The organism is Flagellimonas aurea, assembly GCF_017313785.1.
Taxonomy (GTDB): domain Bacteria; phylum Bacteroidota; class Bacteroidia; order Flavobacteriales; family Flavobacteriaceae; genus Flagellimonas; species Flagellimonas aurea.
In genome coordinates, this window is sequence record NZ_JAFLNL010000002.1 from 63,936 (window position 1) to 86,919 (window position 22,984).

The window sequence follows — 22,984 nt, forward strand, 5'->3', positions numbered from 1 at the left end:
TGTTTTTGTTTCTCATTATGCTCCAAAAATAGGATATATTTTTATATCAAAAAAGGAGAATTTAGTTATTTCCCAAAATTAATGGCAATCCGTCATCGCCCGAACCTACCACAACCACTTTGGCATTTGGGGATTCCGCCAACTTAAGCGTTGCATCTATACCCTTGTCCTGTAATATCTTATCTGTTAAAGATGCACTCAAAATACGGTTGGCATCGGCCTTACCCTGCGCTTCTATTCTAACTTTTTCAGCTTCCTTTTCGGCAGTCACCAATCTAAATTCATATTCCAATGACTCCTGTTCCTGCTTCAATTTGCGCTCAATGGCATCCTTGATGGTTGGCGGTAAGGTAACATCTCTCACCAGTACCTCATTGAGTTGAATATACTGGTCTTCCACAATTTTCTGGGTCTCCTCAAAAATCTCTTGTTGGATTGCATCACGTTTACTGGAGTATAATTGTTCGGGGGTATAACGCCCAACAACGCTACGTGCGGCAGACCTGATGGCAGGAAGTAGAACACGCTCTATGTACTGTTCACTTTTTTCCTGATGTAACTTTCCGAGTTGCTCATATTTGGGCTGGAACCACACGGATGCCTCCAATTTAATGTCCAGACCGTTGGATGAGAGTACGTTCATTTTTTCGAGCTGTTCTTGCTGCCGTACTTCGTAAACAAAGACTTTGTTCCAAGGTGCTACAAGATGAAAGCCTTCTCCCAAAGGTGGTTCGTCGGTAACAACCCCTCCACCGAAATATTTGTACAAAACTCCAGCTTCACCGGAACCAATGGTCACTGTTGACCTAGATGCAAAAATGATTAAAAAAATAATCGCTGCCAAAGCCGGCAACGCAATCTTTGGTAATTTATCCATGTTTAGTTTGATTTATATTAATCCGTTATATTTTCTGATAAACCATTCCGCTGCAAGCGAAAGGATGATGAGTCCGAGTAAAATACGGAAATCTATTAAAGATACAACATTATCCCTGCTTTTTTGAACAGGTAAAAACTGTTGTGATGATGATAAATTGGTCTGTAGTTCTTCCAGTTTGTCCAAATAATATGCTTGCCCCCTATTTTTGGAAGCTAAACGTTCCATTTTTTTATAGTTTGAGGAAACCAGTTGCTTTTCTGGGTTAAAATCCAATATTTTAAAAGTGGCCGAGCGGCTCAAATTTTCATCCTGAACAGTTACTGTAAACTCATATTCCCTTGATCCCAGATCACTCAGATCCACTTCATAAAAAGAGCCCTTCAACAACATTGGCGAAGTCCGTGAAAAATCGTTCTCCCTTCCTTTGATAGAAATGGAAATGTTGGCATTGGAATCAAACTGATAGCTTTCATCAAAATAGGAAGCCCTGATCTTGGCCATACTCGCATTGTCAAACACCAATTCATAGTCCAGTTCCAAACGATTGCGCTGTTTGTTGGAGCCCAGATACACCATCAAATTCCCGATAAATTCATCGAAGGTGTCAAAACTCTGCTCATTTCGATAGACTTGAGCGCGCCAGCGCCAAATATCCTCTCCAAAAAGAACGGCTTCCTTTGTGTTGGATTCGGTCAAAATTGAAAATAAAGGCTTTTCAAGGTTGATGCCCTGCAATTGCTGGAACATCAATGTTTCACTTTCTTTGTTCAACTGAATATCTGCCAAGGTTCCCTTTAAGGGTGGAAATCCGTCAACAGCAAAATTGCCAAGACCAAATAACCCGAAGGCGTTGTTCAAAACAGGTAAAATATCCTCTGCTTGTCTGCTACCCGAAACGGTGAAGCTCTCTTGAATACCGTTCAAAAAGTTCCAATCCGTTTTGCTTCCAGTGATGGTAAAATGGTTGGCACCTGAATTATTGATAAACTCGTAAATACTTCTAAAATTTCGATTGGGCTGATACAAAATGATCAATCCCATGTCTTTCAATTCGGATTGACTGACGTTGGGTTTTAAAAGGGTAACTGAGCGCTGTTCGTTGGATTCGATGGATTTTTTCAATGCCCCGATATCAGGGTGCAACATATCCGAAACGATGGCGACATTGGTTTTTTCGTCGATTACTTCAATGGCGGTTTCCTTGGAATTGTTGGCGGTATTACGTTCGTTGTCCAAGGTCCCTACTTCAATTTTAATGGTTTTGACGCCCACACTTTGCGCCTCGACCAAGGTGTTCAAGGTTTGACTATTCTTGGTAGCACTAAAGTTTATGCGTTCTTGGTGCACCCTGCTTCCATTGATGGAAATAGTTACCGTACTGGATACCGCTCGGCTACCTTGGTAACGAATTGTAGATTCTATAGGAAAGCTATTGCGTAAAAAAGCGTATTTGTTTACATTGATAAGCCCAACTGAAATATCTTCATACTGGGTTGTATCCCCAACGACAACTGGGTTTACGGTTGAATTTTCATTGAGCGTGATGTACTCATAATCTCTTCCTAAAGTTTGATTGCCATCGGAAAACAACACAATGGCATTGTTTCCGTTGACAAATACTTCGTTTAAGGTATTGAGTGCATTGGAAATATCGGTATTGCTCCGATCAAATTGAATAGAATCGCTAGCAGAAATGGTATTGCCAAACCCGTATTGATGGATGCTGAATCTTTCGTTTATAGCATTATTCTGACTAATTTGTTGGATAGCTTGGGAAATATCAGTCTGGGATGAAGCATCTTGCATAGAAGTGGAATTATCCACTACCAGAATCAAATTGGCTTTTTCAACAAAATAATCCTTACTGACAAACTTTGGGTTTATTAAAAGTAAAAGGCCGCAAAACAAGGTGATAAACCTTAATGCGGCCAATAGTATCTTAAGTGAACCCTTTCTTGGGTTTTTATAGAAGTATTGAAAATAGACAAGGATAAGCGCGGCAGCAACTGCTAAAACAATAAGAAGTACCGTGCTCAACTCCATTCATTTATGTTAACATTCCACCATCAACATTCAATACCTGTCCTGTTACGTAGTCGGATAGGTCCGATGCCAAGAATACACATGCATTGGCAACATCTTCTGGACTTCCACCTCGTTTTAACGGAATGCCTTCTCTCCAACCTTGAACTGTTTTTTCGTCCAGTTTTTCGGTCATCTCAGTTTCGATGAAACCGGGAGCAATGGCGTTGCAACGGATATTTCTAGACCCTAGTTCCAATGCAACGGATTTGGTAAAACCAATCATACCGGCTTTAGAGGCTGCATAATTGGTTTGTCCTGCATTACCTTTTACCCCTACTACACTGCTCATATTAATAATAGAACCTTTGCGCTGCTTCAACATAGTACGTTGCACCGCTTTGGTCATATTAAACACTGATTTCAAGTTAATTTCAATTACGGTATCAAAATCTGCTTCGCCCATACGCATCAACAAATTGTCCTTGGTGATACCTGCGTTATTGATCAATACATCAATTCTTCCGTCAAAATCCTCCAAAACCTTGGCAACAAGTGCTTCGGATTCTTCAAAACTGGCGGCATTACTTTTATAGGCCTTGGCCTTTACGCCTATTTCGGACAGTTCTTTTTCCAATTCCAAGGCTGGGGCTTCACTGGAACTGTAAGTGAAAGCCACATTTGCCCCATGTTTTGCAAATACTTCGGCAATGCCTTTTCCAATTCCTCTACTGGCTCCAGTTATAATTACATTTTTCCCTTCCAAAAGTTTCATACAATGATTGTGTTTGAATGGTTAATAACCAAATATAGTTGTTGTTTTATGTTTAGACGAAAAAAAATCCCGCATAAAACGGGATTTAGTATGGTTTTAACGGTTGGTTACCCAACCACTTCTTTTACTTTTACGCCGATTTCAGCTGGAGAATCGACCACGTGGATTCCACATTCCTTCATGATTCTCTTCTTGGCTTGGGCCGTATCATCACTTCCACCTACAATGGCACCGGCATGTCCCATAGTACGACCGGCAGGAGCAGTTTCACCAGCAATAAATCCAACAATCGGCTTTTTGCTTCCACTCTCTTTATACCACCTAGCGGCTTCAGCTTCCAATTGACCTCCGATTTCACCGATCATAACAACACATTCGGTTTCTGGGTCATTGATCAATAGCTCAACGGCTTGTTTTGTTGTAGTGCCGATAATTGGGTCACCACCAATTCCGATGGCAGTTGTGATTCCCAATCCTTGGCGAACTACTTGGTCAGCAGCTTCGTAAGTCAATGTTCCGGATTTTGAAACGATGCCCACTTTTCCTTTTTTGAAAACGAATCCTGGCATAATACCAACTTTCGCTTCACCGGGAGTAATCACACCAGGGCAGTTTGGACCAATCAATGTGCAATCCTTGTTTTTTATGTAATCGTTGGCCTTCACCATATCCGCTACGGGAATACCTTCGGTAATGGTAATGATTACCTTGATTCCTGCATCGGCAGCTTCCATAATGGCGTCAGCAGCAAATGCGGGCGGAACAAAAATAATTGTGGTGTCGGCACCAACCTCTTTTACAGCATCTTCCACTGTATTGAAAACTGGTTTTCCCAAATGTTCCTGTCCTCCTTTTCCGGGAGTCACACCACCAACCACGTTGGTTCCGTATTCAATCATTTGTTCGGCATGAAATGTTCCTTCACTACCGGTAAATCCTTGTACAATTATGTTTGAATCCTTGTTTACTAAGACGCTCATATATTTAACTTAATGTAGAGATACAAAAATATGGTTTACTAAAGTTTTTATCTATTGATTTCTTAAATCTTTTTCAGTTTTTTCAAGATTTCGGGAATCTTTTTAATGTATGCGATTTGTTTAAGTTTTTCCCGTGCTTCCTCTGCCGGGTACCCAAAATATGTTTTTCCTCCCTCTAAGGATTTTGAAATACCTGACTGCGCCAGAATCACTGCTTTTTTTCCAATGGTGGCGCCACTTGTTATACCAACTTGTCCCCAAAGTGTCACTTCATCTTCAATAATACAACAGCCTGCAATACCCACGTGGGATGCAATCAAACATTTTTTTCCAATGATAGTATCGTGCCCTACTTGAATCTGATTATCCAGTTTGGAACCTTCTTTAATTGTTGTTGAAGCTGTTACACCTCGGTCAATCGTGCACCCGGCACCAATATCTACGTTGTTCTCGATAACGACATTTCCTCCGGTAAGCAGTTTATCGAAGCCTTCGGGTCTGTTTTTGTAGTAGAACGCATCGGCACCCAACACAGTTCCTGCGTGAATGGTTACGTTGTCGCCAAGAATACATCTATCGTAAATCGTTACGTTTGGATGGATCACGCAGTTTTTACCGATTTTCACATGGTTGCCAATAAATACGTTGGGCTGAATAATGGTACCTTCCCCTATTTCCGCCGATTCAGCTATTGATGCAGCTGCAGTTTCAAAGGGTTTAAAATGACGCGTAAGTTTGTTGAAATCCCTGAAAGGGTCATCGGAAACGAGCAATGCCTTCCCTTCCGGGCATTCAACTTCTTTGTTGATGAGCACCACCGTTGCCTTTGATTGAAGGGCTTTATCATAATATTTGGGATGATCCACAAATACGATGTCCCCTTCTTCCACCACATGGATTTCATTCATACCGAGTACAGGAAAATTTTCATCCCCGACAAAATCGCAGGCAATGATTTCCGAAATTTCTTTTAAAGTATGCGTTTTAGCGAATTTCATTCAAAGTTATTCTTTCGCACGTTCCAGGTAAGCTCCTTTTTCGGTGTCAATTTTAATCTTGTCACCCTCATTGATGAAAAGAGGCACATTGATACTCGCCCCTGTTTCAACGGTAGCGGGCTTGGTAGCATTGGTCGCCGTGTTTCCTTTTACCCCAGGTTCTGTATGGGTGACTTCCAAAACAACACTTGCTGGCATTTCAACCGAAAGCGGCATATTGTCCTCGGCATTGAAAATGATTGTAACGACTTCGCTTTCTTTTAGCAAATCGTATGCATCAAGAGCATCCCTTTGCAAAGCAATCTGTGTGTAATCGTCCGTGTTCATGAAGTGATAGGTCTCACCTTCACTGTACAAAAATTGATAACTACGTGTTTCTACACGGACATCTTCAATTTTGTGTCCTGCGGAAAACGTATTGTCAATCACCTTTCCAGTGGTGACACTTTTCAATTTGGTTCGGACAAATGCGGGTCCTTTGCCAGGTTTCACATGAAGAAATTCTACGATCTTGTAGATATCGTGATTGTACTTGATGCACAATCCTTTTCTTATATCAGAAGTACTTGCCATAAATTTAATTTGAACTGAAATAACCTTTCATAATTCCACGTTGCGAATCTCTTATAAATTGAAGGATCTCATCTCGCTCTGGAGTCGCCTCCATTTCAGCTTCAATAATGGATGCCGCTTGGGAATTGTTATAATTTTGTTGATAGAGTAGTCTATAAATGTTTTGGATTTCACGAATCTTATCCGATTCGAATCCCCTTCTTCGTAATCCAATGGAATTGATACCTACGTAAGATAGTGGTTCCCTTGCCGCTTTCACGTATGGAGGTACATCTTTACGTACCAAAGAACCACCTGTTACAAAAGCATGGTTTCCAATGGAAACAAACTGGTGAACGGCTACCATACCTGCCAAAACCACATTCTGACCGATGGTGACATGTCCCGCCAAAGTAGAGTTGTTACTGAAAATACAGCCATCACCCACAAAACAATCGTGTGCAACATGGCAATAGGCCATAATCAAACAATTATTTCCAATCACCGTTTTCATACGGTCGGAAGTACCTTTGTTAATCGTGGCACATTCCCTGATCGTTGTATTGTCACCAATTACAACTGTGGTCTCCTCACCTTGATATTTAAGGTCTTGAGGCATTGCGGAAATTACGGCTCCAGGGAAAATACTACAGTTTTTTCCAATTCGAGCTCCTTCCATTATGGTTACGTTGGAACCAATCCAAGTTCCCTCACCTATCGTTACATTATTGTGTATCGTGGTAAAGGGTTCGATCACCACATTTTTGGCGATTTTGGCTCCTGGGTGTACATATGCTAGAGGTTGGTTCATTTACGAATCTGTATTTTTTGTTTTTACGATCTGTGCCATCAACTCCGCCTCGGAAACCAATTTTCCGTTGGCGTACGCATAGGCCTGCATGTGGCAAATTCCCCTACGTATGGGAGATATCAAATCGCATTTAAATATTAAAGTGTCTCCCGGAACTACCTGTTGTTTAAATTTCACCTTATCAATCTTCATAAAAAAGGTAAGGTAGTTCTCCGGGTCGGGAACCGTGCTCAACACAAGAATTCCTCCAGTTTGAGCCATAGCTTCAACCTGCAAAACGCCAGGCATTACGGGTGCTCCAGGAAAATGACCAACAAAAAATGGCTCGTTCATGGTCACATTTTTGACTCCGACCACATGTGAATCGGAAAGCTCCAAGATTTTATCGACCAATAAGAATGGTGGACGATGCGGTAACCGAGCCATGATTTCGTTCACGTCCATCAAAGGCTCTTGATTGAGGTCATAGCTAGGAACCTTGTTCCTTTTTTCTATTTTAATAATTTTGGACAGTTTTTTTGCAAACTGGGTGTTCACGAAGTGCCCGGGTTTGTTTGCAATGACTTTTCCACGAATCCGTGTTCCGGACAATGCCAAGTCCCCGATAACATCCAATAATTTATGTCTTGCCGCTTCGTTAGGATGATGAAGGGTAAGGTTGTCCAAAATCCCATTGGGTTTTACGGAAAGTTTCTCTTTGCCGAAAGCTTTCTCCAATTTCTTCATAGTAGACTCCGAAATTTCTTTGTCTACATAAACAATGGCGTTATTAAGGTCACCACCTTTAATCAGGCCGTTCTCCAACAACATTTCTAATTCATGAAGAAAACTGAACGTACGAGAATCGGCTATTTCTTCCTTAAAATCGGACATTTTTTCCAAAGTGGCATTCTGAGTGCCCAAAACCTTGGTCCCAAAATCCACCATGGTAGTAATCTGATACTCATCAGAAGGAATAATGGTGATTTCACTGCCCGTGGCTTCATCTTTGTAAGAAATCACGTCCTTTACAATGTATTCTTCCCTTTCTTCCTCTTGTTCAACTATACCGGCTTCCTCCAACGCTTTCACAAAAAATTTGGAGGAACCATCCATAATTGGTGGTTCCGGGGCATCGAGTTCAATTAGGACATTGTCGATATCCAGACCCACTAGTGCAGCAAGCACATGTTCGGAGGTATGAATTTTAACACCGTTCTTTTCTAGATTGGTGCCCCTTTGGGTATTCACCACATAATTGGCATCGGCTTCAATAATGGGTTCCCCTTCCAAATCAATTCTTTGAAATGCAAAACCGTGGTTTTCGTCCGCAGGTAAAAAGCTCATGGTTACATTTTCGCCTGTATGTAGTCCTACACCTTGTAGCGTTACTTTTTTGCCAATGGTGCGTTGTTTATTGCTTGGTTTGCTCACCTTCAACTCTTTTTTCTATGTTAGAGATTTGACTTGCCAATTTTGGCAAATTCTTAAAGTGTACATATGATTTATTGAAGTCTCCATAGTTTAGTGCTGGCGACCCTTGGAGAGCTTCATCATCTTTTACGTTTCTTCCGATTCCGGATTGGGCTTGGATTCGGACCCTATCACCTATGGTGATGTGTCCAACGATTCCTACCTGACCTCCTATCAAACAGTTTTTTCCTATTTTGGTGGAACCTGCCACCCCTGTCTGGGCTGCAATGGCAGTATGTTCTCCAATTTCAACGTTGTGCGCAATCTGGATCTGGTTGTCCAGTTTTACGCCCTTTCTCAATATGGTGGAACCTAATGTGGCACGGTCAATTGTAGTGCCCGCACCAACATCCACATTGTCTTCTATGATCACGTTCCCCGTCTGGGGCACTTTACTGTATTCGCCGTTGGAGTTTGGGGTAAAACCAAATCCGTCCGCCCCAATGATCGCTCCACCATGGATTACACAATTGTTTCCGATAATGGTTTCCGAGTATATTTTTGCTCCGGCAAAAACAATAACGTTGTTGCCAATGCTCACATTATCGCCAATGTATGCGTTTGGGTATATTTTTACATTGTCCCCTATTTTTACATTATCCCCTAAATAAGCGAACGCACCCAGGTAAAATCCTTCACCGTATTTAGCAGTTTCGGATATATAACAAGGGTTTTCCACTCCTATCTTGTTGTTTTTCACCTGATTGTAATATTCCAATAATTTGGAGAAGGATTTGTACGCGTCTTCCACTTTAATAAGTGTTGTGGAAACGGATTGCTCCGGCACAAAATCCTTGTTCACAATGGTGATGGATGCTTTGGTGGAATAAATGTAAGAGGTGTATTTTGGATTGGCCAAAAAGGTCAGTGAACCTTTTTCACCTTCTTCGATCTTGGACAATTTATGGACAGCGATTTGAGGATTTCCCTCAACTTCCCCTTCTAAGATTCCGGCAATTTGGGTAGCTGTAAATTTCATTGGTGCAAAAGTAACAAAATTTGTTAAACGGCTTTCTTCGGATAACAGCTGTAATATTTGGTCACAGTTTCGGCCAACGCTTTCAGGCTTAGCTGGTCCGATTCTTTAAGTACATCTGAAATTTTACCGTTCTTTTTTAATATTTGAATGGCCTCGTCCTTACTGTATGCTTTGTTGGATATTTCCCCCTTAAATACGAAATTGGATGCTTCTTCAACGGAAAGATCATGCTTTTTGATGATCCATTCCAACTTTTCATTTAATTTTTCTTGAGTTATGGGCCGCTTTTTTACTTTAATATGCAAAAGACGCCTGTTCAATAACATTTCACAAAGTTTGGAAAGCACAAAATCATCATGGAACTGCCAATTCTTCAGAGCTCCCAAAATATCGATATCATCAAGTTTGGCAAAAGTTTTTAAAACGTCGGTAGTAAAGGTCAAGGTTCCATTGTTCTTCAAAAAAAACAATAAGGATTCACTTGCGGCAAGCGGTTCTCCATTACTGAGTAGAAATCTTGCTCGTTGCATTACACGAACCAATAGTTGCTCCGCCACCAATCCTGTTTTGTGCAGATACACCTGCCAGTACATAAACCTGCGGGCCATTAAAAACTTTTCTACCGCATAAATGGCCTTCTCTTCCACAACTAGATTGCCTTCCACAACATTCAACATGGAAATTAATCTCTCCGAATTTATGTTGCCCTCGGTAACACCAGAGTAAAAACTGTCTCGTTTTAAGTAATCCAAACGGTCCATATCCAATTGACTGGAGACCAATTGATTTAAAAATGTCTTTGGGTAATCACCTTTGAATATGGCGATGGCAGTATCCAACTTTCCGTTGAACTCTTCGTTCAATTCCATCATAAATTTCAAGGAAATCTGCTCATGGCTGATTTCTTTGGCCACAAAGCCTTCCAAAGCATGGGAAAATGGGCCATGACCAATATCATGAAGCAAAATAGCACACAATAATCCTTCTTCTTCTACTTCGGTTATCTCTACATTTTTTAATTTTAAAACCTGAATGGCCTTAGTCATTAAATGCATGCTGCCCAATGCGTGATGGAATCGTGTATGATGCGCACCTGGATACACCAAATATGAAAGCCCCATTTGGGATATCCGTCTCAACCTTTGAAAGTAAGGATGTGATATCAGACTAAAAATTAGTTCGTTTGGAGTTCCAATAAAACCGTAAATTGGGTCGTTGAAAACATTAAGTTTATTGGTTTTTACCAAGGATTTTTGTTTTAATTCCCACAAAGATAAACACTATATGAACAAGATAACAATTCTTTGGGTCGATGATGAAATAGACCTATTAAAACCCCATATATTATTTCTTGAAAGCAAAGGCTACAAGGTAGTGACCAGCCAAAGTGGACAGGACGCCATCGAAGAAGTGACGGGTACTTTTTTTGATATTGTTTTTTTGGACGAGAACATGCCAGGCCTGTCCGGTCTGGAAACCTTGACCGAAATTAAAAAATATGATGGCTCCATTCCTGTGGTAATGATCACCAAAAGTGAAGAAGAGTATATTATGGACGAGGCCATTGGTTCCAAAATAGCAGATTATTTGATCAAGCCCGTAAATCCCAATCAAATTTTACTTTCCTTAAAAAAGAGTTTGGACAATTCCCGTTTGGTCTCAGAAAAGACCACGGCCAATTACCAACAGGAGTTCCGTAAAATAGCCATGGATCTATCCATGATCAACACACAAGAGGAATGGGTGGAACTCTACAAGAAATTGATTTATTGGGAACTGGAGCTGGAACAAATCGAAGATTCGGGCATGTTCGAGATATTGGAATCCCAAAAGGTAGAAGCCAATTCGCAGTTCGGGAAGTTTGTAGATAAGAACTACAAGAATTGGTTCAAGGAAGGTGAAGCTCCCGTAATGTCCCACACTCTATTTAAAAACAAAGTAGTGCCCGAGCTGGATGATAGCAAAACTCTTATGGTTGTCATAGATAATTTAAGGTATGACCAATGGTTGGCTTTTGAAAAAACATTGTCCGTTCATTATAAGAAGAAACAAGAATGCGCCTATTTCAGTATCCTTCCAACGGCAACACAGTATGCTCGTAATGCACTTTTTTCCGGTTTGATGCCCTCCGAAATGGAAAGGCGTTATCCAGATTGGTGGAAAAACGATACGGACGAAGGCGGCAAAAATCTGCATGAATCCGATTTTTTGGGAGAACAGCTTAAAAGATTGGGATTGGACCTTAAATGGGAATACCACAAAATAAGCAATCTAAAACAGGGGAAACAACTCGCCCAAAACTTTAAGACCCAAAAGAATAATGATCTAACCGTGGTGGTCTACAACTTTGTGGACATGTTATCCCATTCCAAAACCGAAATGGAAGTGGTGAAGGAACTGGCATCGAATGATAAGGCTTATCGATCATTAACCCTGAGCTGGTTCAAAAACTCCCCGCTGTTGGAAATTATCCAGCAAGCCCAAACATTGGGCATGAAACTGATTTTGACTACCGATCACGGGACCATCAATGTAAATCAGCCCTCCAAGGTCATAGGTGATCGTGAGACCAGTTTAAATCTTCGCTATAAAACGGGACGAAGTCTCACGTACCAGGAAAAGGACGTGTTAGCTACCAAGAATCCACAGGAAATCCATTTGCCCAACATTAATTTGAGCAGTAGTTTCATTTTTGCCAAGAACGACCTGTTCTTTGCCTACCCTAACAATTACAATCACTATGTGAGTTATTACAGAAATACCTATCAGCATGGCGGTGTCTCGTTGGAAGAAATGATTGTCCCTTTTGTAGTTTTGGACCCTAAATAATACTCAAGTGAAGAGAACTTTTCAATTGAATGAAATCCACGATGTAGCCAAAGAGTTATTGGAAAAAGCACCGAACAAAGTTGTGTGCCTATATGGCGAAATGGGTATGGGCAAGACCACTTTGGTAAAAGCTTTGATAAAAGAACTTGGAGCGGTGGATGTCGCCAGCAGCCCCACTTTTGGTTTGGTAAACGAATATTCCGATGCAAATGACACACCCCTTGCCTATCATTTTGATTTTTATCGACTCAATGATGAAATGGAGGCGTTGGACATGGGTTTTGAAGATTATTTAAACTCTGATGCTTGGTTGTTTATTGAGTGGCCAGAAAAAATCCCTTCATTGATTCCCAATGATGCCGTAAGCGTATTCCTGCACTTTATCGAGGAAAGCACACGTTCAATCGAGTTAAATATTTCCTAAAATAGGATTGGTATATCTTCCAACAAATTATTGCACAGAGCAAGTCTTTTTCGATAAAACGTATGTTTTTTGCGTTTAAAAACAAATTTTATCGATAAAATGTACTGTGGGTTGAAATATTTTCCTACATTTGCAATGTGAATTAATTCATTTATTAACCAAAAACTCTTTTACGATGAACACTAAAAAAGTTTTTTTTGGATTGCTAGCTGTTGCGTTTTTGGCAATGACCGCTGTTTCAACAAGCGTTGTTTCTATTGACAAAGATCAAACTGTAAGCATTAGAAAAGATCAGCTAAAGAAGCTTTAGTAATCTTTAATCCAAATCGATTAGATAATCCCTTTTTTTTAGAAGGGATTATTTTTTTTTTACAATAATCTATCATTTTTCTAGTTATCTACAACAATGAAGGATAAAACTAGAATCAGGAAAAAGTTTGTTATTGAAGGATTGGTGGCTTTATTTATTGCTATCTCTCCCCTACTTTTTTATGGATATAAGTACCTGCCTGTTGGCACCAATACGTGGACTTTTTTAGGAATTGAGTTTACCGACAATGGGTTTGATAATGATGTTAGTCTAGCTTTCTATTATTATTTGAACAAATTAGTCCCGTTACTTCTTTTGGTTATTTGGTTTGTTACCTCCAAAAATTGGTGGTACCATGCTATATTGATACCAATTGCTATGTATAGCTTTCAGCTATACACGGTATTGAACTATACCAATAGCGAACGAATAGATGAAAACGAAATCCTATATGTCATAGCCGTTACCATGGTAATAGTTCCTGTTGTTTACTTTATTAGGGTAAAACTCGTGGATAAACACGTACATGGCATCGACCTTGAAGCTATGGACACCGAACTTCAAATCTTAAAAGAGAAAGAAGAATTGCGCAAGGAACGCGAGAAATTGGAACAGCGTCAAAAGAGCGTTTCAAAAAAAATGTAAATTTGCTCAAATGTCAAATCGGCATCTTGAATAGATTTACTCCTTATGAGCCACGCTTCCTCCCCATTTAGCAAACAACAATTGCTTCCCCAAGAAGAAACCTTGGAGGTCACCAAACAAAAGGGCGAACTTTTTATTGGGATACCCAAAGAAAACCAGTACCAAGAAAAGCGGGTTTGTCTTACGCCAGATGCCGTAAATGCCATTACTGCGAACGGACATCGGGTGTTGTTGGAATCCGGGGCTGGCGAAGGAGCCAATTTTTCCGATATCGATTATACCAATGCCGGGGCGGAAATAACCAGGGATACCAAAAAGGTGTTTTCCTGTCCGATAATTCTAAAAGTGGAGCCCCCTACCCTTTCCGAGATTGAGATGTTGAATCCGCAGACCATTGTTATTTCTGCGCTTCAAATTAAGACCCAGAACAAAGAATATTTTGAAACCATGGCCAAACGAAGATTAACGGCCATAGCGTTTGAATACATACGGGATGAAGACGGAAACTATCCGGCCGTCCGCTCCCTTAGTGAAATTGCTGGTATTTCTTCAATCCTAATTGCTTCCGAATTGATGTCAAATCCTAATACGGGCAACGGCCTAATGTTCGGAAATATTAGTGGTGTTCCACCCGTAGAGGTTGTCATTATTGGAGCTGGGACAGTAGGTGAATTTGCCGCTAGGTCTGCGATTGGGCTTGGTGCCAACGTAAAGGTTTTTGATAACTCCATCAGTAAGCTGAGAACATTACAGGCCAATTTGAAGCAAACCGTATATACCTCTACAGTACAGCCCAAAAATTTATTGAAATCCCTAAAACGTTGCGATGTGGCCATTGGCGCAACACGCGGAAAGGACCGTTCGCCCGTTGTTGTTTCCAAATCCATGGTGGAAAATATGAAGAAAGGGGCCGTGATCATCGATGTTAGCATTGATATGGGAGGTTGTTTTGAAACTTCCGAAGTAACTACACATAGAAAACCCACTTTTGAAAAATACGGGGTCATTCATTACGGGGTACCAAATATTCCTTCTCGATACCCAAGGACTTCATCCATTTCCATCAGTAATATCTTCACTCCATATTTATTAAAAATCGGGGAAGAAGGTGGTTTGGAACACTCAATTAGATTTGATAAAGGCTTGCGGAATGGACTTTATATGTACCACGGAATTTTAACGAACAAATCGGTTGGTGATTGGTTCGGCATGAGCTACAACGATATTAACTTTCTTATTTTTTAATATAGATGGCATTTTTGAAACGATTGGGATGGTACTTGGTTGGACTATCCATAGGATTGATTTTTTTAGTTTTTTTCTTGAAGAAAAAATCAGGTGAGGAAGGGTTTGATTTTTGCTATTTGCCCAATTGCAGGGTACTCAAGGACATGCGCTCAAAACCTTTGGTTTTTTCTGAATCGCTTCCAGAGCAATACCAAGACACCCTGATGGTTCAGTCCTTTTTAAAGGATGGAAATGTTGATTTTGGCAAAAGCGACACCAAATCCGAACCATGCAAAACGTATTACATTTCTCATGAATACAAGGGTCGGGAACTGGAATTAAAAGCCAAGAATTGTGAGGATGTGGTTACATTGCAAAACATGGAGGAAATAGATTGACGTTATCTACAGGGCATTTGTCAACTCATACGGACCATACATCAATTAACAGGTGAATTTTTATTTTCAAAAGCATATATTTCCTACTTTTTAACTCTAATCTAGTATGAAGTTTGTTTTGGTCAAAGAATTTAAATTAACTCTATGCCTTCTTCTTAGCAGTGTGGTTTTCTGCTGGGCTCAAAATAAGGACACCTATTCGGGAGATTTATCCAACCTTACCTATGATGAACTCTATGACATTATGGTTTCCGATGGAGATTCTCTATATATAGAAAATGCATTCTCCGCTTATGTAAAAAAAGCCAAAAATAATTATGATACTTTAGAAGTGGCTCGGGCATTAAGACTAAATGCTTATAACTTAAAACTCATTGAAGGAATAAAAAGTGTAGATTCCTCAATTACAATAGCAAATAGTATTATGGGGATTAAGAAATTGGATTTAGATGAATTCATGGCTTATGCACATTATACCAAAGGAGCCCTATTTTATGATAATGATAAGAATTATTTAGCAGCCAATGAATATATAAAAAGTTATAATCTGGCAAGACGATGCAATAATTATGATTTATCAATAATTGTTTTAATATTCATAGCGGATATCAAAGCTGTATTTGGTCAAGAAGATGAAGCTATTCTACTTCAAAGAAAAACAAGGGATTATCTTGACCTAAATAAAACCAATATTGAACAATTTGAGAATCTTGAATTGTTTTGGGTAGAACAAATGTCTAGGAGTTTTCTATTTGCAATGGAGTTAGATTCTGCAAACAAGTATATCAGAAAAGGGTTGGATTTATCTAAAAAATATAATGATAAAAACTTTCTCAATCAATTTAAAACACAAAGTGCAAAACTGGATTTTTATTTGAACAATTTTAGGAGGGCAAAGGATACTCTGGAGAGGTATAATAAAAAAAGTAATAACCTTCAATCTGCTGACGACCTATTTTATTTGGGAATGATTGAAGGCGAATTGGGAAATCAAGACAGAAAAAGAGATTACTTTTTGACCATTGACAGTCTTTTAAGGCTAAGAAACTATCCATTGCGTGATAATTGCAGCGAGATTTACCAGTTTCTCTTAAAGGATGCAGTAAACGATGGAAATACCGGTTTGGCCGATCACTATTTAAAAAGGGTTGTTTATTATGACAGTTTACTCTTGATCACTCAAAAAAACCTACGTGAGATAACCCTAAAAAAGTTTGACCTCCCTATGCAAGAGGAAGAAAAAGAATCGCTGGGAAACATTATCTCGTCGAAATCCAAGTGGCTGACATGGTTATATATAATGTGCGGATGTATGCTGATAGGTTTGACGGCCTATTTTATAAAATACAAAAGGACGAAAAATCGGCTGGCTCGTTTAATGGGTGGCAGTCTAACACTTGAAAAAACCGATGTCTCAAAGGAAACTAAGGAGCAACTGGATGAAGAAACAGTTGCCAAAGTATTGCAAAACCTAGAAATTTGGGAACAGAGAAAGGGTTTTTTAGAAAATTCCTTGACGCAACAATCCTTAGCCAAGGAACTGAATACCAATAGTTCTTATCTGTCCAAGGTAATCAATGTACATAAAAGCAAAAATTTCGCGAGTTATCTAAAGGATATCCGAATTACCTATGCGATAAACGATTTGAAGGAAAATCCTAAAATCGTAAAAACCAAGTCCATGATCCAGATTGCCGAAATGTATGGGTTTAATTCCATAAGCGTTTTTACCAAATGCTTTAAAGATAAAACCGGGGTGACACCAGGGGTCTTTTTCAAAAGAATTTTGGATGATCAGTGGAAGAAATCCTCATAACCAATCTTTAAATCCCAATGCTCAACTTTTCTTTTTTCTTGTTGTTGAATACTGCGTAGAGGGCAACTATCAAAATTATTTGAAACAAAATTGCTAAAACAGAGCCTTCAAAACCGAAATCCCCTCCGCTGACCCAGGTGTCCTGTGTGGTTCTAAACTCGATGAGAGAATAGGAGTCAAGACCACTTACATTAAACCCAAATAGGGATTGAAAGAAATTCCAGCTAAAATGGAAAGCAATGGGAAACATGAGGTTTTTGGTATAGATGTAGGGCAAGCCCAATAAAACCCCTGCAAGAAAAAGGTTGATGTTTCCAATCAGGGAGAGATTTGGATTGGCCGCATGCATAAGCGCAAAAAATAGCGCAGATACAAATAAAGCCACATACTTGTTCATGGACTCCATAAAGTTTCGTAGAACATATCCGCGAAAAAATATCTCCTCGGATATAGAAACTATGAGAAATAAAAAGATGGCCATTAAAAACTCACCACCCAAGAATATGGTCTTTGCATACTCTATTTGATTTAAAGCATCGAGAACTAAATATCCAGCAACCATAATGAACAAACCCGCAATTAGCCCTAATAAGATGCCTTTTTTATGATTTTTAAAATGCAGGCCAACGTCAGCAAAGCGTTCATCATCGACCAACTCGACAAACAGATAAATTACGAATAATGTACCCAATAAACCGAAGAATGAAGTGATGAGATGCTGTTCGGTTGTTTCTTGTACGTATTCAGGTGAAATTTCTTTACCTGATACATATGCCCCAGCAAACTGGAAAAGACCAACAATAAAAAAGTATGGGACTATAATTAGAAGTATACGAACCCAGCCTTTGTTTTTTGATTTCATTTCATACCTATATTGATAACCTGTAAGACACTAAAACTAAATGTATGTCCGCAAATATTTTAAAATATACTCAATAATAATTAGAGATGTAATTTATAGTTGGTAGGATGTAAAAAATCATATTTAATCCAAACGAATAATAGACCCCATTTTCTCTGGCAATTTTTGCCAAGTAGAAAGCTTTTATTGACATGACTGTAAAGAACATGAGGTATAAAGGCCAATTCTCATTCTCAAAAATTAAAACAAATCTTATTTGTGATAAACATGAAAAAAATACGACAATCCAAAAAAGATAGGAAAGAAATTTACTTTTCAAATTTGTTTTTTTTACATAAAGAATTCCTATTATGGATAGATAAACTATTATGATTACGCTTAGAAATTTGTCACCTGAAAAAAAGGAGTACGCCAAAAATAAAACTCCCGCAAATGCAGAAACATTTATATTACTTTTCTTTTTATCTAATTGCAGTCTAAATGTCAATTCTTCAATTAATGGCATCAATATCAGACTGAAAATCAGAAGTGAAAAAAGGCTATGCTTAATCAAGGAAATATTTTTGAAAATGATATTAACATTTTCATATGGTATTTTCACACCAATAAAATAACATACTAATGCTACGAAGCCATTTATGATGCCAGAATAAATTAATATGTAAAGTAAATACAAAAAAACATACCCTAAACTATGCTTTAGAGTATGTTTGTTTTTTTTTGAATCAGTCATAACGAAAGTTACAATATAATTTCAAAAAATGTCAAATATTGATTTTAATTGCCGGACAGTATTTCCTATTGCTCTACCAATTGCACAACCAATATTCATTCCAGCTTGGACATCTGGGTCATTACTTGTTGCACAACCACCGTTGATGTCTCTTAATTCATTAACTTTTAAATATATTATCATAATTATTATTTTAAGATTTAACACCCTCATCAAATCCTTCACTAATACCAGTTAACACGCCTAGGCCAAAAAGAAATGCGCCTGCAGCAAGAACACCAGTTTTATAGAAGAATCCCTTGTGGCCACCGTTAATATTCAATAACTCTTGATTTGAAATTTCTGTGATTCCTTTATATTCCATGATATATAATTATTTTGTGTTAGCTGTAAACCTGTCTATAAAACCATTTGCAAAATCAAAGGCAGCATGCGCCCCAGCTAAGCTTAATGATAGACTGCCTCTAAATAAAGAACCCATTCCAGTTGATAAGCTACCCCCAGAAATAGATTTGGAACTATCAACTGATAGTTCAATTAATACTAAATCTTTCATTTTTTAAGTTTTAAATTAAACAATAATTTTCGTAACCAAAGCCAGAAATTTCTGTTGCGCGCTGCTTTGTGTTACATTTCAAATATGAGACATGTCACTCTCAAATTTTGAGAGTGAGCAGGTGAAAAATGTTAAAATTCCAATAGTTGAACCATATTTTTGAAACTATATCCACCCGAAAGGTTCCGCTCAGATGTTTCATCTAATTCTTCCATATAAAAACCACATTTAAAATTGGTGGTTTCCGTATACACATAACTTTGCCGTGCCAGATCATAACAAATGGGGGCATTAAGTTCTTTCATCGTCTCTATCATTCTAAACACGGTTGCCTCCGAAACCTCTAGCCGATCAGCTAATTGTTTGGGCCTTCCTGTAGCTTTTAATCGTATCAATTGGTCAATTCGTTCTAAAACTGCTATTTGTTGTGTAAGCTTTGCCATAAACGTAAAATTTATCAGTTAACAGGTTTAAGTATGGATAGGAATGAAGGCACTTGTTGTTGCCACAACTTAAAATAAGCCCCTTTTTGATCATATAATTGGTAATGCGAGCCCTCTTCCAAAACTTGGCCTTTGTCCAATACCACTATTTTATCCGCATTGATAACAGTACTCAACCTATGGGCTATAATGATTACGGTTTTGCCCTCAGAGCGTAAATTATCAATGGTTTTTTGCACATAATTCTCCGAGTTACTATCTAAAGAGGAGGTGGCTTCGTCCAATACCAAAATTTCTGGATTTTTATACAATGCCCTTGCAATGGCTATCCGCTGCTTTTGACCACCTGACAAGGATGCACCATTCTCACCTAAATAAGTGCTAAAGTCGTTGGGAAGGCTCTCAATAAAATCCAAAATACCAATGTCCTTGCATATTTTGTGAATCTTTTCAAAATCAGGTTGGAGTTCCCCTACCGCAATATTCTCAATAACATTCCCAGCAAACAGGTCAATTTTCTGAGGCACTACACTTATCAAATTACGGAGACTATGGTTTTCTATATGGTTAATATCTATGTCCCCGATTCGGATTTTGCCTTTATTAATGGGATAGATGTTCTGTATGAGGGATACAAGGGTCGATTTTCCTGAGCCACTTTCCCCCACAAAGGCAGTTATGCTGCCTTTCTGAATGGTCAGGTTTAAATTTTTAAAGACTTCGACCCTTGTTCCATACTGAAAACATACCTCCGAGAAGGTAATGTCATCAACCTTATCCCTACTGAACACTAAATTTTTATCTTTCTCCTCTCGCTCCAAATCCATAATTTCAAAAAGCCGGTCAGCTGCTATAAGGGCATTTTGAATTTCTTTATTTGCTCCTATCAAACTGCTCAATGGCCCAGTAAAATATCCAATAATGGCATAGAACGATAATAGCTCGCCAGGGCTAATCTGTCTTTCAATAACAAATCCGGAACCTGCCCAAAGCAATACTATAATGAATACTTGGGAAATAGCTTTTGATGATGTTTGGGAAAAAATGGTGTTCAATGCGGAAGTGTATCCCGTTCTCAAAAGTGTAATAAAACGAGTCTCGGTTTTGATATTGGCAAAATCTTCCAATCCAAATCGTTTAATGGTACCTACCGAATTCAAGGACTCCACCAATTGACTTTCCAGATCGGCAGCATTTTCCATGACCCTACGTGCTACTTTCCTGTTGAGTTTGTTTACAATCCAATAAATTAGAGAGTAAACCGGAATTATGATCAACATGATCAGGGCCAGCTTCCAATAATACGTGAACATCAAAGCAAACGAGAAAATCACGATAAGAATATTCACCGTCAGATTAAGGGACACTCCATTGATAAAGTTTCTAATCTTGACCGCATCATTGATTCGGGATATGATCTCCCCTACTCTCATGGTGTCAAAAAATTGTTGGGGCAACTTTAATAAGTGTTTGTAATAGCCCAAAATCAAACGAGCATCAATCTGCTGACCTGTCTTTAAAAGGAAGGTGTCCTTATAATACCCAATAGCGAGTTGGACTACTAATAGGACAATCATTACGACACTCAACAAGTTCAATAGTTGCGCATTTCCATCTACCAAGACGTGGTCCGTTATTTTTTGAATATAAATAGATGTGGAAAAACCCAATAGCGTGTATACCAAAGCACCAACAAAAGCTTGAATAAGTACCGCTCTATGTGGTTTCAGTAAGAACCAAAACCTCTTGAATACAGATACCTTTTCATTTCCTTTTTCAAAAGTCTCGTTGGGCAGCATCAGTACCAAAACACCGGTCCACTCCTTTTTAAAATCCTCATGGCTTCGCTTTTCCAGTTTCCCCGTGCCAGGATCCATGACCTTTATGTATGTTTTGGTCACTTTGTAAATCACCACATAATGATGTAATCGTTCACGAACTATTACATGTGCAATGGTTGGTTTGGGTATCTTAAATAGACTTTCAAAATCACCACGGACCCCTTTTGCTTCAAACCCCAACTTCTCGGCCGCTTTAATAAGACCATAAACATTTGTTCCTTTTTTATCGGTGCCTGCATATTGCCGTATGCGTGAAATAGGTATTTGAAAATTGTAGTGTGCTGAAATGGAAGCCAGGCAAGCAGCCCCACAATCTGTAATATCGTGTTGTTTGATTGTTGTTTTTGTCATGAATATTATTTTACATGACAAATTACAGGTGCTTAGTGCAAAAAAAGTGCGGAGAAAGAAAAATCAAAAAAATAAATCAAGCTGATTATCTGCTTGTGCTGTAAAAGCATTTGGCTTAAGTATATATGACACACCTAAAAAATTTATACAAATTATTCAATGTTTGTCTTTTTAAAGCTGCTTTTCTCTTTGTCGGCTCGTCCATCCAAATAACCTACCAAAGTGAATATAACAATAACAAAAGTTATTGCCCAAAGGATGATATTTTTAATACTACTCTCTTTCATAATTGAAATATTTTTAAAACCTATGTCAAAAATAAGATTTAAGGTTCCTTTCTTCAAAAAAAAGGAACCTTAAATAATACTATTGTTTGTCACGTCTTCCATCAGCATAACCGATAGACATGCTAAAAACTATTATTCCTACAATAATAGGCAAAATGCCTCCATTGATACTTTTAAGACTTTTCTTTTCTAAAGGAATAACATTATACTTTTCTAATTTAAGATTATTGAGCATAGCATTGATTTTTAAATTAAACACGGCCTAAGAGATATCCTATCGTATAAAAAGGAAAGAAAATTACAGCTGCAACTTCATTGTAATTTTCAGGCATTCCCCCTCCATCAATAGAAAGCATTTCATTTGAGTCCAGTCTTTGAACATCTAATTTCTCTAAATTCATCATAATGATATTGATTTGATTAATAAATGATTTTCACAAAGCTTTTGTTATGCGCATATTCTTACTTTGTTGAGACCACAGTACTTTTGTCCACCGCACGAACCTTGCAGGAAAGATTTTTTCTTTAAAAAATAACTTCCCCCATAAATTTCGGTCACCTCGTTGTTGCTCAACACGGTAACAGAAATGTTTATCATTAATTTGAAATCATCACAATAGTAATATGTTTTTCTACTCCTGCTATAACATATAGCAGCATTTAAATGTTTTAGCTCCTCTACAAGCTGGTACACTTTACGTTCGCTGATGCCCATAAGGGCTGCCAGTTCTTTGGGAGTGCCCGTATTTTCACCTTCAATGAGCAAGTGTAGACGTTGCAGACGTTCAAGGTTCTTAATGTTGTTCATATAAT

26 protein-coding genes are annotated in these 22,984 nt (G+C 38.6%); 7 read left to right on the forward strand and 19 right to left on the reverse strand.

The features are described from left to right. Positions 1-61: 61 nt before the first annotated feature. The 10 genes from J0656_RS03695 to J0656_RS03740 all read right to left on the reverse strand — a co-directional run bounded on the left by J0656_RS03695 (position 62) and on the right by J0656_RS03740 (position 10,696). Positions 62-877: a prohibitin family protein gene (locus J0656_RS03695; protein ID WP_207031648.1), complete on the reverse strand. Its 816-nt coding sequence runs from the start codon at positions 875-877 to the stop codon at positions 62-64. 12 nt (positions 878-889) lie between these two features. Continuing rightward, positions 890-2,923 carry a vWA domain-containing protein gene (locus J0656_RS03700; protein WP_207031649.1) on the reverse strand — a complete coding sequence of 678 codons (2,034 nt, stop codon included), beginning with the start codon at positions 2,921-2,923 and terminating at the stop codon, positions 890-892. Between the two features lie 4 nt (positions 2,924-2,927). Then, positions 2,928-3,677 carry a 3-oxoacyl-[acyl-carrier-protein] reductase gene (fabG, locus tag J0656_RS03705; RefSeq protein WP_207031650.1) on the reverse strand — a complete coding sequence of 250 codons (750 nt, stop codon included), beginning with the start codon at positions 3,675-3,677 and terminating at the stop codon, positions 2,928-2,930. Positions 3,678-3,784: 107 nt separating this feature from the next. After that, complete coding sequence (sucD, locus tag J0656_RS03710) at positions 3,785-4,657, reverse strand: succinate--CoA ligase subunit alpha (RefSeq protein ID WP_176619957.1); 873 nt, start codon at positions 4,655-4,657, stop codon at positions 3,785-3,787. 62 nt (positions 4,658-4,719) lie between these two features. Beyond that, complete coding sequence (locus J0656_RS03715) at positions 4,720-5,655, reverse strand: UDP-3-O-(3-hydroxymyristoyl)glucosamine N-acyltransferase (protein WP_207031651.1); 936 nt, start codon at positions 5,653-5,655, stop codon at positions 4,720-4,722. A 6-nt stretch (positions 5,656-5,661) separates the two neighbouring features. Continuing rightward, on the reverse strand, positions 5,662-6,228 hold the full coding sequence (gene efp, locus J0656_RS03720) for an elongation factor P (RefSeq protein WP_207031652.1): 567 nt from the start codon (positions 6,226-6,228) through the stop codon (positions 5,662-5,664). A gap of 4 nt (positions 6,229-6,232) precedes the next feature. Then, positions 6,233-7,018, reverse strand: coding sequence for an acyl-ACP--UDP-N-acetylglucosamine O-acyltransferase (gene lpxA / locus J0656_RS03725; protein ID WP_108246092.1), 786 nt, complete (start codon positions 7,016-7,018; stop codon positions 6,233-6,235). Continuing rightward, positions 7,019-8,431: a bifunctional UDP-3-O-[3-hydroxymyristoyl] N-acetylglucosamine deacetylase/3-hydroxyacyl-ACP dehydratase gene (locus tag J0656_RS03730; RefSeq protein WP_207031653.1), complete on the reverse strand. Its 1,413-nt coding sequence runs from the start codon at positions 8,429-8,431 to the stop codon at positions 7,019-7,021. Next, positions 8,412-9,449, reverse strand: coding sequence for a UDP-3-O-(3-hydroxymyristoyl)glucosamine N-acyltransferase (gene lpxD / locus J0656_RS03735; RefSeq protein WP_207031654.1), 1,038 nt, complete (start codon positions 9,447-9,449; stop codon positions 8,412-8,414). The genes J0656_RS03730 and lpxD overlap by 20 nt, the downstream gene beginning before the upstream one ends. A gap of 23 nt (positions 9,450-9,472) precedes the next feature. Further along, on the reverse strand, positions 9,473-10,696 hold the full coding sequence (locus J0656_RS03740) for an HD domain-containing protein (RefSeq protein WP_207031656.1): 1,224 nt from the start codon (positions 10,694-10,696) through the stop codon (positions 9,473-9,475). 37 nt (positions 10,697-10,733) lie between these two features. Here J0656_RS03740 and porX point away from each other — a divergent pair, with 37 nt between their 5' ends. The 7 genes from porX (at position 10,734) to J0656_RS03770 (ending at position 17,098) form a co-directional block, all read left to right on the forward strand. Next, entirely contained in the window at positions 10,734-12,278 is a 1,545-nt protein-coding gene (gene porX / locus J0656_RS03745) for a T9SS response regulator signal transducer PorX (protein WP_207031657.1), read from the forward strand. 7 nt (positions 12,279-12,285) lie between these two features. Next, positions 12,286-12,702 (forward strand): tRNA (adenosine(37)-N6)-threonylcarbamoyltransferase complex ATPase subunit type 1 TsaE, encoded by a 417-nt coding sequence (gene tsaE / locus J0656_RS03750; protein ID WP_207031662.1) that lies wholly within the window; start codon positions 12,286-12,288, stop codon positions 12,700-12,702. Positions 12,703-12,877: 175 nt separating this feature from the next. After that, positions 12,878-13,012, forward strand: coding sequence for a hypothetical protein (locus J0656_RS20280; protein ID WP_262897056.1), 135 nt, complete (start codon positions 12,878-12,880; stop codon positions 13,010-13,012). Between the two features lie 96 nt (positions 13,013-13,108). Beyond that, positions 13,109-13,657: a hypothetical protein gene (locus tag J0656_RS03755; protein ID WP_207031663.1), complete on the forward strand. Its 549-nt coding sequence runs from the start codon at positions 13,109-13,111 to the stop codon at positions 13,655-13,657. Positions 13,658-13,702: 45 nt separating this feature from the next. Continuing rightward, a complete protein-coding gene (locus J0656_RS03760; RefSeq protein WP_207031664.1) occupies positions 13,703-14,902 on the forward strand; it encodes an alanine dehydrogenase in 1,200 nt (399 codons plus the stop codon). 5 nt (positions 14,903-14,907) lie between these two features. Beyond that, entirely contained in the window at positions 14,908-15,282 is a 375-nt protein-coding gene (locus J0656_RS03765) for a DUF4258 domain-containing protein (protein ID WP_207031665.1), read from the forward strand. 106 nt (positions 15,283-15,388) lie between these two features. Beyond that, positions 15,389-17,098 (forward strand): helix-turn-helix domain-containing protein, encoded by a 1,710-nt coding sequence (locus tag J0656_RS03770; RefSeq protein ID WP_207031667.1) that lies wholly within the window; start codon positions 15,389-15,391, stop codon positions 17,096-17,098. 7 nt (positions 17,099-17,105) lie between these two features. Here the strand turns inward: J0656_RS03770 and J0656_RS03775 are convergent, their stop codons facing one another. From J0656_RS03775 to J0656_RS03815, 9 genes are all read right to left on the reverse strand, one after another. Further along, positions 17,106-17,960 carry a CPBP family intramembrane glutamic endopeptidase gene (locus J0656_RS03775; protein ID WP_207031669.1) on the reverse strand — a complete coding sequence of 285 codons (855 nt, stop codon included), beginning with the start codon at positions 17,958-17,960 and terminating at the stop codon, positions 17,106-17,108. Between the two features lie 754 nt (positions 17,961-18,714). Continuing rightward, positions 18,715-18,876 (reverse strand): hypothetical protein, encoded by a 162-nt coding sequence (locus tag J0656_RS03780; protein WP_207031670.1) that lies wholly within the window; start codon positions 18,874-18,876, stop codon positions 18,715-18,717. A 10-nt stretch (positions 18,877-18,886) separates the two neighbouring features. After that, complete coding sequence (locus J0656_RS03785; protein WP_207031671.1) at positions 18,887-19,057, reverse strand: hypothetical protein; 171 nt, start codon at positions 19,055-19,057, stop codon at positions 18,887-18,889. Positions 19,058-19,066: 9 nt separating this feature from the next. After that, positions 19,067-19,249: a hypothetical protein gene (locus J0656_RS03790; protein WP_207031672.1), complete on the reverse strand. Its 183-nt coding sequence runs from the start codon at positions 19,247-19,249 to the stop codon at positions 19,067-19,069. Between the two features lie 131 nt (positions 19,250-19,380). Continuing rightward, the gene (locus J0656_RS03795; protein ID WP_207031673.1) at positions 19,381-19,692 is read right to left on the reverse strand and encodes an HTH domain-containing protein; all 312 of its coding nucleotides are present in this window, start codon (positions 19,690-19,692) and stop codon (positions 19,381-19,383) included. Positions 19,693-19,706: 14 nt separating this feature from the next. Next, positions 19,707-21,884 (reverse strand): peptidase domain-containing ABC transporter, encoded by a 2,178-nt coding sequence (locus J0656_RS03800; RefSeq protein WP_207031674.1) that lies wholly within the window; start codon positions 21,882-21,884, stop codon positions 19,707-19,709. Between the two features lie 366 nt (positions 21,885-22,250). Beyond that, positions 22,251-22,406 (reverse strand): class IIb bacteriocin, lactobin A/cerein 7B family, encoded by a 156-nt coding sequence (locus J0656_RS03805; RefSeq protein WP_207031675.1) that lies wholly within the window; start codon positions 22,404-22,406, stop codon positions 22,251-22,253. Positions 22,407-22,422: 16 nt separating this feature from the next. After that, positions 22,423-22,575, reverse strand: a complete 153-nt coding sequence (locus tag J0656_RS03810; RefSeq protein ID WP_207031676.1) for a hypothetical protein — start codon at positions 22,573-22,575, stop codon at positions 22,423-22,425. Positions 22,576-22,619: 44 nt separating this feature from the next. Next, on the reverse strand, positions 22,620-22,979 hold the full coding sequence (locus J0656_RS03815; RefSeq protein ID WP_207031677.1) for a DNA-binding protein: 360 nt from the start codon (positions 22,977-22,979) through the stop codon (positions 22,620-22,622). Positions 22,980-22,984: the final 5 nt, after the last annotated feature.